11 protein-coding genes are annotated in these 12474 nt (G+C 61.5%); 6 read left to right on the top strand and 5 right to left on the bottom strand.

Going from position 1 to position 12474, the window contains the following annotated elements:
• Positions 1 to 25: 25 nt before the first annotated feature.
• Positions 26 to 1075 carry an inorganic phosphate transporter gene (locus ACTQ1E_RS00465; RefSeq protein ID WP_427719222.1) on the bottom strand — a complete coding sequence of 350 codons (1050 nt, stop codon included), beginning with the start codon at positions 1073 to 1075 and terminating at the stop codon, positions 26 to 28.
• 249 nt (positions 1076 to 1324) lie between these two features.
• Between ACTQ1E_RS00465 and ACTQ1E_RS00460 the strand changes: the two genes are divergently transcribed.
• The 4 genes from ACTQ1E_RS00460 (at position 1325) to ACTQ1E_RS00445 (ending at position 3988) form a co-directional block, all read left to right on the top strand.
• Positions 1325 to 1663: a hypothetical protein gene (locus ACTQ1E_RS00460; protein WP_154515278.1), complete on the top strand. Its 339-nt coding sequence runs from the start codon at positions 1325 to 1327 to the stop codon at positions 1661 to 1663.
• Positions 1664 to 1743: 80 nt separating this feature from the next.
• A complete protein-coding gene (locus tag ACTQ1E_RS00455; protein ID WP_154515280.1) occupies positions 1744 to 2439 on the top strand; it encodes a Bax inhibitor-1 family protein in 696 nt (231 codons plus the stop codon).
• A 136-nt stretch (positions 2440 to 2575) separates the two neighbouring features.
• Entirely contained in the window at positions 2576 to 3691 is a 1116-nt protein-coding gene (locus ACTQ1E_RS00450) for a TIGR02452 family protein (RefSeq protein ID WP_441564368.1), read from the top strand.
• A gap of 78 nt (positions 3692 to 3769) precedes the next feature.
• A complete protein-coding gene (locus ACTQ1E_RS00445) occupies positions 3770 to 3988 on the top strand; it encodes a hypothetical protein (protein ID WP_441564367.1) in 219 nt (72 codons plus the stop codon).
• A 73-nt stretch (positions 3989 to 4061) separates the two neighbouring features.
• Here the strand turns inward: ACTQ1E_RS00445 and thiD are convergent, their stop codons facing one another.
• Together thiD and thiC are read right to left on the bottom strand one after the other, a co-directional pair.
• On the bottom strand, positions 4062 to 4892 hold the full coding sequence (gene thiD / locus ACTQ1E_RS00440; protein ID WP_441537981.1) for a bifunctional hydroxymethylpyrimidine kinase/phosphomethylpyrimidine kinase: 831 nt from the start codon (positions 4890 to 4892) through the stop codon (positions 4062 to 4064).
• Between the two features lie 177 nt (positions 4893 to 5069).
• Entirely contained in the window at positions 5070 to 6404 is a 1335-nt protein-coding gene (gene thiC, locus ACTQ1E_RS00435; protein WP_099431544.1) for a phosphomethylpyrimidine synthase ThiC, read from the bottom strand.
• A 171-nt stretch (positions 6405 to 6575) separates the two neighbouring features.
• Between thiC and ACTQ1E_RS00430 the strand changes: the two genes are divergently transcribed.
• Entirely contained in the window at positions 6576 to 7091 is a 516-nt protein-coding gene (locus ACTQ1E_RS00430) for a hypothetical protein (RefSeq protein ID WP_441564366.1), read from the top strand.
• Positions 7092 to 7131: 40 nt separating this feature from the next.
• Here ACTQ1E_RS00430 and ACTQ1E_RS00425 read toward each other — a convergent pair whose 3' ends face one another.
• Together ACTQ1E_RS00425 and ACTQ1E_RS00420 are read right to left on the bottom strand one after the other, a co-directional pair.
• The gene (locus tag ACTQ1E_RS00425; RefSeq protein ID WP_427747771.1) at positions 7132 to 7941 is read right to left on the bottom strand and encodes a YaaA family protein; all 810 of its coding nucleotides are present in this window, start codon (positions 7939 to 7941) and stop codon (positions 7132 to 7134) included.
• Between the two features lie 103 nt (positions 7942 to 8044).
• Positions 8045 to 9442, bottom strand: coding sequence for an aminopeptidase (locus ACTQ1E_RS00420; protein ID WP_441031862.1), 1398 nt, complete (start codon positions 9440 to 9442; stop codon positions 8045 to 8047).
• Between the two features lie 165 nt (positions 9443 to 9607).
• On the opposite strand from ACTQ1E_RS00420, the gene polA reads away from it, so the two are divergent.
• Entirely contained in the window at positions 9608 to 12358 is a 2751-nt protein-coding gene (gene polA, locus ACTQ1E_RS00415; protein WP_441564365.1) for a DNA polymerase I, read from the top strand.
• The last annotated feature ends 116 nt before the right edge of the window (positions 12359 to 12474 follow it).

Raw genomic sequence — 12474 nt, 5'->3', positions numbered from 1 at the left:
CGGTCCGGATGGACGTTCGGTTTGACTAGAGGAACATCATGAACAGCCTGGCCATGACAAAGCTGATGAGTCCACAGGCGGGGAAGGTGAAGAACCACGTGAACATCATGTCCTTGACCACGCCGAAGTTGATGGCCGAGAGGCGCTTGACGGCGCCGACGCCCATGATGGCGCAGGTCTTGATGTGCGTGGAGGACACGGGGATACCGGTGAGCGTGGCAAGCAGCAGGTTTGCGGCTCCTGCCAGGTCGGCAGAGAAGCCCTGATACTTTTCGAGCTTAACCATGCTCTGGCCGACGGACTTGATGATACGCTCACCGCCCACGCTGGTGCCGATGCCCATGGTGGCCGAGCACAGCAGCATGATCCAGATGGGGATGCCGGCGTCGCCGACGCCGGTCTGTCCGTTGGCAAAGGCGACACCTAAAAAGAGCACGCCGATGAACTTTTGTCCATCCTGCGCGCCGTGCATAAAGCTCATGGCCGCGGCGCTCGCGATCTGAGCATATTTAAAGAAGACGTTGGCACGTCGCCTGTTGGCGGCAGCGAAAAGAATCGAGACGAGCTTGCACAGGACCCAGCCCATGACAAAGCCCAGACCGATGGAGAGCGCCAGGCCGTAGATGACCTTCATCCACTCATGGACATTGACGCTGCTGGCGCCGCCGAGGGCGATGGCAGCGCCGGTCAGGCCGGCGATGAGGCTGTGGCTCTGCGAGGTGGGGATGCCAAAACGCGATGCCGTGGCGCCGTAGACGACGATGGAGAACAGGGCCGCGCAGAGGCACGCGAGCGCCATGGTGCTGTTTCCGCCAAAGTCGACGATATGGGAGATGGTGTTGGCAACGCTGGCATTAAAGTGCGTCATGATGAGCACGCCCAAAAAGTTGAACGCGGCACTCATGAGAATGGCGGCGCGGGCGGGCATGCAACGCGTGGTGACACAGGTCGCGATGGCGTTGGGCGCGTCGGTCCATCCGTTGACGAAGATGGCGCCGAGCGCGAGGAACACGGTGACGGCAAGGACTGGGTTCGAAACAAGTTGGCCGAGGAAGGCTGAGAACGTTACGTCCATATATGGGCTTTCTCGAAGTTTGCAGAAACGTTACAAAAACATGATAAATCGTATCACCTCCTGCGGGTTTCTTTACCGAGTTCTGACGGGAGAAGTGAATTTTTTGGCACTAAAATTGAATATTAGCCCTGTTGACCGCGGGTGTTCTTTTTGCTAACACGCCGTGAGGACACGTGCGCTCGCTCCGACACCCCAAAACCACAGTCTGTTCGCTTTACAATATACAAACATGCGTTCGATAATAGGGGCATGGAATATCGACAGACAGATGGCAAAACTCGGCGCGTGCACAAGCAGTATGTGGACGTCGTGGCCCGCATCCTCGCGGGCGGACAAGTTGTGCCGGTTACCGTCTGCTGGGTCGACGGTCGCTGCTTTACGATTGACGAGATTGTCTCGTCTACCGGTTTTGGCCTGACGGTTCACGGCATTCGTACGGCAACCTATAAGGTTCGTTTTGGCGGACATACGACCGAGCTGTATCTGGAAGACCAGGCGCGTGAGCGACCGGATGGCTCGCAGGCTCATCTGATGCGGTGGTGGGTGTGGGCGTTCGACCGCACACTCGAGAGTGAGCGCCGCGGGTAAGAGCGCGCGCCATTCGGGTACAATGGCAGGAATCTTGTCACCTACGGCGCTGTCGCGGCGCTTTTTGAAAGGACGAAATTATGAACGATATCCAGGGCTATCAGAACGGCCCCATCGAGACCGGCGCAAGCCGTGCCAAGGAGATGTCGCCGCGCGCGTACAACCTTGCCATGTCTGCCCTGATCTTTTTGGGTTTTTGCGCTATGGGCGCTGGCGCCTACTTTACGGGCACCATGTCGTTTGCGCGCATGATGATGAGTGGCGCCGCCCTGCCGCTGGTCTTTGGCTCGTTTATCCTGACCATTGTCGGCATCGTCATGATGTCGGCCGCCGCCAGCAAGCAGTCCGTGGGCCTGTCGCTCGCGGGTTACGCGATCTTTGCGAGCACCTTTGGTCTGACCGCGTCGTTTGGCCTTGCCAACTACGACCTGCCCACCATCAACACCGCCTTTATCGCCACTGCCGCCATCACCTTTGTCTTTGGCGCACTGGGCGTGACCTTCCCCAAATTCTTCCAGCGTGTGTACGGCATTGGTTTTGGCATTCTGCTTGCCACGATTCTGGTCGAGATCGTGCTGATGTTCATGGGCGTCTCGCAGACCATCACCGACCTGATCGTGATTGTGGTGTTCGCCGGCTTTATTGGCTACGACACCTACGTGGCGACGACGGTGCCGCCCACGCTGCCCAACGCCGTGCTCATGGCGTCCAACCTGTTCGTGGACATTATCAACGTGTTCCTGCGCATTCTGAACATCCTTGGTCGTCGCGACTAGTGCCAGATTGCAGCGGTGCTTGCCGCGCGCAAATCGATGCGAAAGGCGGTTCTCCGGGGCCGCCTTTTTTGTACGCGGCGGGGTATCATGGATGGGAAAAGCCGATAGCGGCAGCGACCGAGAAAGGTGACCACTTATGGCAGACGTCGACAACAGGAACCGTAACCGTAGGCCCAACCGCGCGGGACAGCCCAATCCCAAGCGCGAGGCCCGTGCCAAGGCCGCTGAGCGTCACGTGGCGACTGTGTCCGAAGCGTGCGCAAAGGATATCGAGCGCTCGCTTGCCGGCGTGCGCGAGTTCGAGGGCATGCCTGCCGGATTTGTCGCGGCGATGAAGGCTAAGGCCCAGGTGGCTGCTGCCGAAGAGCAGGTTGCCGATGAGTCTGAGGCCGCCGAGGTTGCGCCTGCCGAGACCGAGGTCGTGGCCGAGCCTGTGCCCGCAGAGGAAGCCACGGAGACCGATCCCGCGCCTGCTGCCGAGGAGCCCGCTCCGGTCCTGCCCGAGGTCACCGTGCTCGACGCCTCTGCCACGCAGGCCATTCTGGATAACGGCCGAGGCTACGCGCAGTTCTGCGACATGGCCGTGCTCGCCTTTGCCTCGTTCACCAACCCGGGCGGTGGCTACATCCAGGGCTATCTGGGTCAGGAGGCCACGCTCTGTGCCGATTCGTATCTGTACAATGTGCTCGATAAGCAGCGCAAATGGTACGGCGAGAACCGTCGCCGCAACATCAACTGTGAGCTGTACCGCAACCGCGCGCTGGTGGTGCCTGCGGTGCGCTTCGACCGCAACCACGTGCATGCGTACGCCGACGTGATCGTTGCCGCTGCGCCCAACGCCAAGCGCGCTCGCCAGGAGTATCGCGTGGGTGACGATGCCCTGCTGGACGCCCTGCGCGATCGTATCCGCTTTGTGCTGGCCATCTGCGACGAGCTTGGTCGCGAGAAGCTCGTGCTGGGCGCCTGGGGCTGTGACAACAACGGCTTTGACGCCGAGGCCGTGGCCGAGCTCTTCCGCAAGGAGCTCGCATCGGGCGACTTTAAGGTCAAGCAGGTCTTCTTTGCCGTGCCCTCTACGCGCTGGGACGAGGATTTTGCCAAGTTCGAGCACGTGCTGGCAAGCTTCCCCGAGCGCAACGAGGAGTCCTATGCCCAGGTTGCCGCCCGTGCCGCAGCCGCCCGTGCCGCCGAGCAGGCTCATGCCGCTGCCGAGGACGACGAGGATGATGACGACTGGCGCAAGTATCTGTAATCGGTGCGCGCTGACAGATAGGTCGAGCCGGCGGGAGGGGCTGCTCCCGTCGGCTTTTTGCTGAAGGAGGGGTTTGCGATGAAAAACGTCCTGTGCTTTGGTGACAGCAATACCTATGGCTACGAGCCGGCGGGCATGCGCGATGGCACCGCGGTGCGCTATGCGCACGATGTGCGCTGGTGCGGCGTGGCCCAGCGCGAGCCGGGCGATATCGATTATCTGCACATGATGCCCGAAAGCCACGAGAGCCTGGGCCACGCCGTGGCAGCCAAGCTCCAAGAGATGCTCGGTCAGTAGCGCAGCCCCAAACCACCACAAAGGGACGGGCGCCTTTGCGGTGGTTTGTGCGGTGGTTTTGGTTGCTGGCTTTTTAGTACTGCCACATGTGGTTGACGGGGCCGGAGCCCTTGCCCATGTTCAGGCCGGCGGCGAGAGCGCCGGTTAGGTAGGCCTTGCCGGCGTTGACGGCATCGGCAAGATCCATGCCCTGGGCCAGCGCGCAGGCGATGGCGGACGAAAGCGTGCAGCCGGTACCATGCGTGTTGTCGGTCTCGATGCGCTTGTGGCGGAACCACGTGGTGAGCGGATCGCCCAGGTGGTTGCCCTCGTCATCGAGCGGCGCGGGCTCTGCTAGCACATCGTTGGCCTCGTTGACAAAATGCCCGCCCTTAACGAGGGACGCGCAGCCAAAGCGGCGGGTGAGGAGCATGGCAGCGTTTTGCTGTGTGCGCTCGGAATCGACCTCGTAGTCGAGCAGCGCCATGGCCTCGGGAATATTGGGCGTGATAACGCTTGCCAGTGGGAACAGGCGGCGTGTAAGCGCTTCGGCGGCGTCCTCGGCGATGAGACGAGCGCCCGAAGTGGCGACCATGACGGGGTCGACGACGATATTTTGTGCGTCCCAGGCGCTCAGGCGGTCGGCTATGACTTCGATAATCTCGGCAGAAGAAACCATGCCGATCTTGACGGCACTGGGGCGGATATCGTCAAAAACGGCATCGATCTGCGCCGCGACAATATCCGGGGAGATGTTCTGCACGGCGGTGACGCCTAGGGTGTTCTGTGCGGTGATGGCCGTGATGACCGTCTCGGCATACAGGCGGTGCGCCGTGATGGTCTTGATGTCGGCCTGAATGCCGGCACCGCCGCTGGAATCGGATCCTGCGATGGATAGAACGGCTGGTACCTTACTGCGATCCATGTTCGCTCCCTTGTTCGGTCGGATTCAAATGGGTCTCCTGCCCACATTATAAAGTTGCCCGGGCCGGCTGTATGCCGATCCCGGGCGGGTGGTGCAATCTTTACGTAAATGTAAGAAAATGTTCACACGTCAACAATTGACGAACGCCTTGTGGCCGATTATGGCTCCGGTGACGAGTTAGTCCTCCATGCCGAGGTCGATCGTCGTGCCTTCGAACACCTTGTTGACGGTGCGGACGGCGCACATCTTGCCGCACATGGTGCAGGTGCCCTCGGTGGCAGCAGGGGATTCCTCGTAGCGCTTCTTGCCGGTGACCGGGTCGAGCGCGCACTTCCACATGGCGTCCCAGTCGAGCTTGCGGCGTGCCTGGCCCATCTTGTCGTCCATGTCGCGGGCGTGGGGCACCTTTTTGGCGATGTCGGCGGCGTGTGCGGCAATCTTGGTGGCCATGAGGCCGTCGAGCACATCCTGGGCGTTAGGCAGGCATAGGTGCTCTGCCGGTGTCACGTAGCACAGGAAGTCGGCGCCGGAACTGGCGGAGATGGCGCCACCGATGGCTGCGGTGATGTGGTCGTAGCCCACGCCGATATCGGTCACCAGCGGCCCGAGCACGTAGAACGGGGCGTTGTGGCACAGGCGCTTCTGCAGTTTCATGTTGGCGGCGATCTCGTCGAGCGCCATGTGACCCGGGCCCTCGACCATGACCTGGACGCCGGCGGCCCAAGCGCGCTTGCACAGCTTGCCCAGCTCGATCATCTCGGCGGTCTCGGTGGCGTCGTTGGAGTCGTAGAGGCAGCCCGGACGGCAGGAGTCGCCGAGCGAAATCGTCACGTCGTACTCGTGGCAGATCTCGAGCAGCTCGTCAAAGTACTCGTAGAAGGGGTTCTCGTTGCCGGTGACCTCCATCCAGCCAAACAGCAGTGAGCCGCCGCGGCTGACGATGTTCATGAGACGGCCGGTCTCCTTAAAGGTTTTGGTGACCGACTTGTTGATGCCGCAGTGGATGGTCATAAAGTCCACGCCGTCCTCGGCGTGCGCGCGCACGACCTCGAACAGGTCGTCCTTGGTAAGCTTGACAAGCGGCTTTTCCATGTAGCCGATGGCGTCGTACATGGGGACGGTGCCTACCATGAGCGGCGTCTCGTCGATGAGCTGCTGGCGGAATTGGCGCGTCTTGCCCGAGTTGGAGAGGTCCATGATGGCGTCGGCGCCAAAATCCTCGGCGATCTTGACCTTCTTCCATTCCTCGGCGGCATCGGCCTTGTCGCCCGAGATGCCCAGGTTGACGTTGACCTTGGTAGACAAGCCCTCGCCGACACCAAAGGCGCGCATGCCCTTTTTGATATGCACGATGTTGGCGGGAATGGCGATGCGGCCGTCGGCCACGCGCTCGCGGATGTACTCGGGGTCGCGATGCTCGCGTTCGGCAACCTCCTTCATCTGCGGTGTGATTTGCCCGGCGCGGGCGAAATCGATTTGCGTGACGAGCTTGGGCTCGGTCTGTGTGCTCATTGGCACGGCTCCCTTCGTTGGCATTACCCATATCAGGTTTGCGGGTCAGGGCGGGCGCGCCCAGTCTCAGCCTGCCGTCTTGTCCTGCAAGCTCCCCGTTTATGTGGCGGGCTCAAGTATAGCTCGAATGGGTACGATTGACGCGACGAGCATGCCCGCGGGGAGGCGAACATGGAAGACAAGCATCTGTATCGAGAGACGCAGTGGGATGTGTCGGCCGAGGAGAGCCGCGCCCATCATGGGCTGGTCGCAATTGGTTTCGCGATTCTTGTCGTGATGGTGATTGCCTGTTGTATCTGGACGTTTGGCGGGCGTGGGGGAGTTTCCTGGACGTTTGAGGCGGACGATAGCCTGCCGATTATGACGGCGAAGGTCGCGGGTGGCAATACTGTTGCCGCGCCGGGCGACTATTGGTATCCGCGCGACAAGTTTATGCAACTGCAGCTGAGCGGTGGTTCCATTCCTGGTGAAGAGATCGAGCGCGTGACCTTCGATGCGTCGCTTAGGACGCTGTCGGTCGAGCTCAAAGATCAGGGGGATGTACCCACGACCATGGATATAGCCCTGACGGAATGGCGCCTGGAGCCTCCGTCGGGTGTTGAGGCGTCCGAGGTGGAGCACGTTAAGGTTACCTACCAAGATGGCTCGACGACCGAGATTGCAAAAGCCGACGGCCAGGCGGAATAGACGCCGTGCCTAGGCAGCACATTCAAAAGTAGCGGTAGTCCTACAAGGCCTGTTCGTTCAGGAAGACCAAAGTGTTTTTATTTGAAAGCTCGGGAAAGTAACGATAACCAACGTCGAACGCGGTGAGCCCGCTTACATCCTCGAACTTGTTTTCTGCCATCCAGCGCACCATGGAGCCGCGCGCTTTTTTGCTGGCGGTCGAGCGTTGGATGGGCTTGCCGTTGCGGATGCCTTCGCCAAAGAGACATGTGACGACCGTGGCGTCGGTGGTGAGGCGGGTCAGAACGGCTTTGGCGTATTCCGCGCTGGCGAGGTTGACGATCGTGGCGTTGGAGCCTGCCGGAGCGATGACCCGTGCGAGCTTGTCGCCCCAAAACGCGTAGAGGTCTCGGGCATCGTCGACGGCAAGCTTCGCGCCCATCTCCAGCCGATACGGTTCAACGGCATGAAAGGGGCGTACGCATCCGTAAAGGCCCGAGAGGATCCACAGATGGTCTTGCAGCCATGCGAGCTGTGCGGAATCCATCACCTCGGGCGCCATGCTTTGGTATTGAATGCCGTGATAGGACATGACGGCAGGTGAGAGGTGACGGGCGAGTGCGGGATTGTCGAGATCGCCGTTTTGCAAGATGGGCTCGAACTCATGCAGGGTGTTGAGGCAGGGCCCCAGCAGTTTGTCACTCACGTTCCACAGCGCCTGCAGGCTGCCGCTGCCTTCATTCCGCTCGATATCTAGCAGTGCGCGGTGGAGGCGAGCCGTCTCGCGCACAAAAGGTGGAATGCCCAGGACTTCAAAAGCATCTTGGGCCGCGCGCATCTGCTTGGCGGGCGAAATGATGACCTGCAGCATGGACTCTCCTCTGTCAAAAAGGAAGTTGCGGTGTAATACGGTCTGTTTTGGCCGTTTATGGGCCAGTTTAGTCCGTATCTCACCGCAACTGATGAAGGGTTGGTTAGGCGCGCTCGATGAAGGCCTTGTAGCCGCGATAGGCCTCGTAGATATCGGCCTTGTTGGCGACCTCCCACAGGGCGTGCATGGACAGGACGGCAACGCCGGAGTCGATGACGTTCATGCCGTACTTGGCCATGATGTAGGCGATGGTGCCGCCGCCGCCCGCGTTGACGCGACCGAGCTCGCAGGTCTGGAAGTCCACGCCGGCCTCGTCCATAATGTCGCGGATGAGGGCCATATACTCGGCGTCGGCGTCGTTGGAACCGCCCTTGCCGCGGCTGCCCGTGTACTTGTTAAAGCACAGGCCGCGACCCATAAAGGCTGCATTCTTGGTCTCGAACTTGCCGGCGTAGCCCGGGTCGAAGCCGGCGGATACGTCAGAGGAGAGCATGCGGCTGCGGGCGAGTGCGCGGCGCAGGGCCAGCGGGCTGCCCTCGCCGGCGAGCGTCATGATCTCGGCGACGGTGTTCTCGAAGAAGCGGCTTGTCATGCCGGTGGCTCCCACGGAGCCAATCTCCTCCTTGTCGACGATGAGCGTGATGCTCGTGCGCTCCACGTTGGCCACATTGATCTGGGCGAGCATGGAGGGGTAGGCGCAGACGCGGTCGTCGTGGCCATAGCCCAAAATCATGGAGCGGTCGAGGCCCATGTCGCGGGCGGGGCCGGCGGGCACGACCTCGATTTCGGCGGAGAGGAAGTCCTCCTCCTCGACGTCGTACTGCTCCTTGAGGATATCCAGGAACATCTGCTTGACGGGCTCCTTGGGAGCGTCCTTGTCGTCCTCGTCAAATTTTACGGGACGGCCGCCCACGATCACGTCGAGGATCTCGGCGTCGACGGCGTCCTTGGCGGGCTTGGACATCTGCTCGCTCGAGAGGTGGATCAGCAGGTCGGAGATGGTAAAGACCGGATCGTCGGCCTTGTCGCCGATGTTGATGTCGACGGTGGTGCCGTCCTTTTTGCAGATGACGCCCACGAGTGCGAGCGGGGAGGCCACCCAGTGGTAGCTCTTGACGCCACCGTAGTAGTGCGTGTCGAGGTAGGCCATGTCGCCGGCCTCGAAGGCGGGATTTTGCTTGAGGTCCAGGCGCGGCGAGTCCACGTGGGCGCCCAGGATGTTAAAGCCCTGCTCGAGCGGGGCGGTGCCCAGGTTGACGAGCATAAGATCCTTGCCGTGGTTGGCGGCGTACACCTTGTCGCCCGCCTTGAGCTCGCGGCCTTCGGCGATCACGGTCTCCAGGTCGACGTATCCCGCCTCCTCGGCCATCTTGATGCCGGTCTTGACGCACAGGCGCTCGGTCTTGTTCTCGCTCAAAAACTGCTTATAGCCGCGGCAAAGCTCCTCGAGCTCCTCGATTTGCTGTGGCGTGTACTTTTTCCATGCGCAGGGACGCTCCATGACGCAGGCTCCTTTCGGATCGATCGTGCCGGTTGTTGTACCGTGAGCCATCGTATCACGCGCGGGCTCACGGTGGCGGGGAGCTTGATGTGCGGTGGCCGCGGGGCGGGGAGCGTGTAAACTGGAGTGAGCAAGCCGTGCCCAGTCCAAAGCGAGGTATTCAATATGTCTGACAAGCGCCGCACCTTTGCCGTTATCGACGGCAACTCGCTCATGCACCGCGCCTTCCACGCCGTGCCGCCGACCATGAACGCGCCGGACGGTCGTCCCACCAACGCGATCTTTGGCTTTCTGAACATGTTTCTTAAGATGATCGATGCCTTTAGCCCCGACGGTGTGGTCGTGGCGTTTGACAAGGGCAAGCCGCGCGTGCGCATGGAGATGCTGCCGCAGTATAAGGCGCAGCGTCCGCCCATGGACCCCGATCTGCATGCGCAGTTTCCCATGATTAAGGAGCTGCTCACGGCGATCAACGTGCCAATTCTGCAGTCCGAGGGCTGGGAGGGCGACGATATCCTGGGAACCATGGCGCGCCTGGGTGAGGAGGCCGGCTGCGACATGCTGCTGGTGACCGGCGACCGTGATATGTATCAGCTTGTGACCGAGCACGTCAACGTGGTCTCGACTCGCAAGGGCCTGTCCGACGTGGCGATCATGACGCCCGAGAGCGTGGACGACCTGTATCACGGCATTACGCCGGCGCTCGTGCCCGATTTTTACGGCCTGAAGGGCGATACGTCGGACAACATTCCCGGCGTACCGGGCATCGGCCCCAAAAAGGCGAGCGCGCTCATCGCGCAGTACGGCAGCTTGGACGAGGTCATTGCGCATGCTGACGAGGTCAAGGGCAAGATGGGCGAGAACCTGCGTGCACACATCGACGATGCGCTGCTGAGCCGCAAGGTTGCGACCATCCGCACCGATGCACCTGTCGAGCTCGACTTTGACGCGACGTCCTTCCCATCGTTTTCTGCCGATGAGGTGTCCGCGGCGCTGGGCGCACTTGGCATTACGGCCATGCAGAACCGCTTCCTGGCGCTGATTGGCGGCGAGGGCGGGGTCGTGCCCGCTGCCAGCGCGTTCGAGATACCCGCGGTTTCGCGTGCCGCCGCCGGCGATGCTGAGGCACTTGCTGCTGTGGCGGCCGAGATCTCTCGCGCGATTGATGCGGGCGAGTGGGTCGCCGCTGTGGTGGACGATGACAAGGAGGAGGGTGCGCTCTTTGGCCTGACGCGTACGCTGTGGCTGGCGACGTCCAAGGGACTCTTTGCGCTCGAGGAAGCCGATGACGGCACGCCTGCCGCTGTCGAGGGCTTCAATTCTGCCCACGGCGTTATCGCTGGCGTGCTCGCGCGCCTGTTTATGGAGGGCCGCGTGGCGAGCCCGGACATGAAGGCGTTGCTGCATGAGCTTTCGCCCATCGATTCTTCTGAGCCCGAGCTCATGGACCCGCTGGCAGTCGATTCCGTGCGCATCTTTGATACCGTGGTTGCCGCGTACCTGTTGGATTCCGACCGTTCCGAGTTTGACGAGGCATATCTGGCCGATACCTATCTGCAGATGGCGCTGCCTGCGGCGCGCGGTGCGGATGGTGCTGGCGAGGACGCTCCTGCTCCTGCTGCCCGTACCGCGGCGTTGACGCTGGCACTCGTGGCGCCGCTTCGCGACCGCATGGCCCGCGAGAACGCCGCCAACGTGTTCGATGGCATTGAGATGCCACTCGTGCCGGTGCTTGCCAAGATGGAACGCGCGGGCATGCTCGTAGATCCCGACCGGCTGCGCAGCCTGTCCGAGGGCCTGGCGACCCAGATCACCGAGGTCGAGCGCTGCATTCGCGACCTGGCAGGTGATGAGACGTTTAACATCGGCAGTCCCATGCAGCTCTCGCACGTGCTCTTTGACGTTATGGGGCTTCCGACCAAGGGCCTCAAAAAGACCAAGCGCGGGTACTATTCGACCAACGCCAAGGTGCTGAGCGACCTTGCCCGTGACCACGAAATCGTGCGCCTGATTTTGGACTGGCGTGAGAAGTCCAAGATCAAGTCGACCTATCTGGACACGCTAGGTCCGCTGCGCCGTGGTGACGGTCGCGTGCACACCACGTACAACCAGACCATCACGGCAACGGGTCGCCTGTCCTCGAGCGACCCGAACCTGCAGAACATCCCGACGCGCTCTGAGCTGGGCCGTACCGTTAAGACGGCGTTTTCGGCAGGCGAGGGCAGTGTCTTTTTGGCGGTGGACTACTCGCAGATCGAGCTGCGTCTACTCGCGCATCTCTCGGGTGATGAGCACCTGGTGCGCGCCTTTAACGAGGGCGAGGACTTCCATGCCGAGACGGCCGCGCGCGTGTTTGGCGTTTCCGTGTCCGAGGTAACGCCCGACCTGCGCAGTCGCGCCAAGGCCGTGAATTTTGGCATTGTGTATGGTCAGCAGGCGTACGGTCTGTCGCAGTCGCTACATATCTCGATGGCCGAGGCGCGTGGCATGATCGATCGCTACTACGAGGCCTACCCGGGCGTGCGCACGTTCCTCGACAATGTGGTGGCGCGCGCCAAGCAGACGGGCTACGCCGAGACCATGTACGGTCGCCGGCGTCATATTCCGGAGCTCAAGGCCAAAAACCCGCAACTCCGTGGCTTTGGTGAGCGTACGGCCATGAATCACCCCATGCAGGGCACCGCCGCCGACATCATCAAGATCGCCATGGCCCGCGTAAGCCGCCGCCTGGAAGAAGAGGGCTTTGCCGCCCACATGATCTTGCAGGTGCACGACGAACTGGACTTTGAGTGCCCCGTCGACGAAGTCGAGCGCCTCACCGCCATGGTCCAAGACGTCATGGAGCACGTCGTAGACCTCCGCGTACCCCTCATCGCCGAAGCCAGCACCGGCATAACCTGGGCCGACGCGAAATAGGAAAGCGCCCACAATTCCAAAGTAACTAAAGGCAGAAGGGGGCTCCTTGCCAACAAGGAGCCCCCTTCATTCCAAAAAATCAGCCAAGTATCTAGACACCCAAGACGCCATCTAGG

It is taken from the genome of Collinsella sp. LCP21S3_C7, assembly GCF_052118485.1.
Taxonomy (GTDB): Bacteria; Actinomycetota; Coriobacteriia; order Coriobacteriales; family Coriobacteriaceae; genus Collinsella.
The sequence above is the reverse complement of the archived record's forward strand: the minus strand, read 5'-3'. Positions and strand labels throughout refer to the sequence as shown.

Coding starts and splice junctions, on each gene's coding strand:
- ACTQ1E_RS00465 (WP_427719222.1), bottom strand. CDS start 1,075: ATGGACGTAACGTTCTCAGCCTTCCTCGGCCAACTTGTTTCGAACCCA.
- ACTQ1E_RS00460 (WP_154515278.1), top strand. CDS start 1,325: ATGGAATATCGACAGACAGATGGCAAAACTCGGCGCGTGCACAAGCAG.
- ACTQ1E_RS00455 (WP_154515280.1), top strand. CDS start 1,744: ATGAACGATATCCAGGGCTATCAGAACGGCCCCATCGAGACCGGCGCA.
- ACTQ1E_RS00450 (WP_441564368.1), top strand. CDS start 2,576: ATGGCAGACGTCGACAACAGGAACCGTAACCGTAGGCCCAACCGCGCG.
- ACTQ1E_RS00445 (WP_441564367.1), top strand. CDS start 3,770: ATGAAAAACGTCCTGTGCTTTGGTGACAGCAATACCTATGGCTACGAG.
- thiD (WP_441537981.1), bottom strand. CDS start 4,892: ATGGATCGCAGTAAGGTACCAGCCGTTCTATCCATCGCAGGATCCGAT.
- thiC (WP_099431544.1), bottom strand. CDS start 6,404: ATGAGCACACAGACCGAGCCCAAGCTCGTCACGCAAATCGATTTCGCC.
- ACTQ1E_RS00430 (WP_441564366.1), top strand. CDS start 6,576: ATGGAAGACAAGCATCTGTATCGAGAGACGCAGTGGGATGTGTCGGCC.
- ACTQ1E_RS00425 (WP_427747771.1), bottom strand. CDS start 7,941: ATGCTGCAGGTCATCATTTCGCCCGCCAAGCAGATGCGCGCGGCCCAA.
- ACTQ1E_RS00420 (WP_441031862.1), bottom strand. CDS start 9,442: ATGGAGCGTCCCTGCGCATGGAAAAAGTACACGCCACAGCAAATCGAG.
- polA (WP_441564365.1), top strand. CDS start 9,608: ATGTCTGACAAGCGCCGCACCTTTGCCGTTATCGACGGCAACTCGCTC.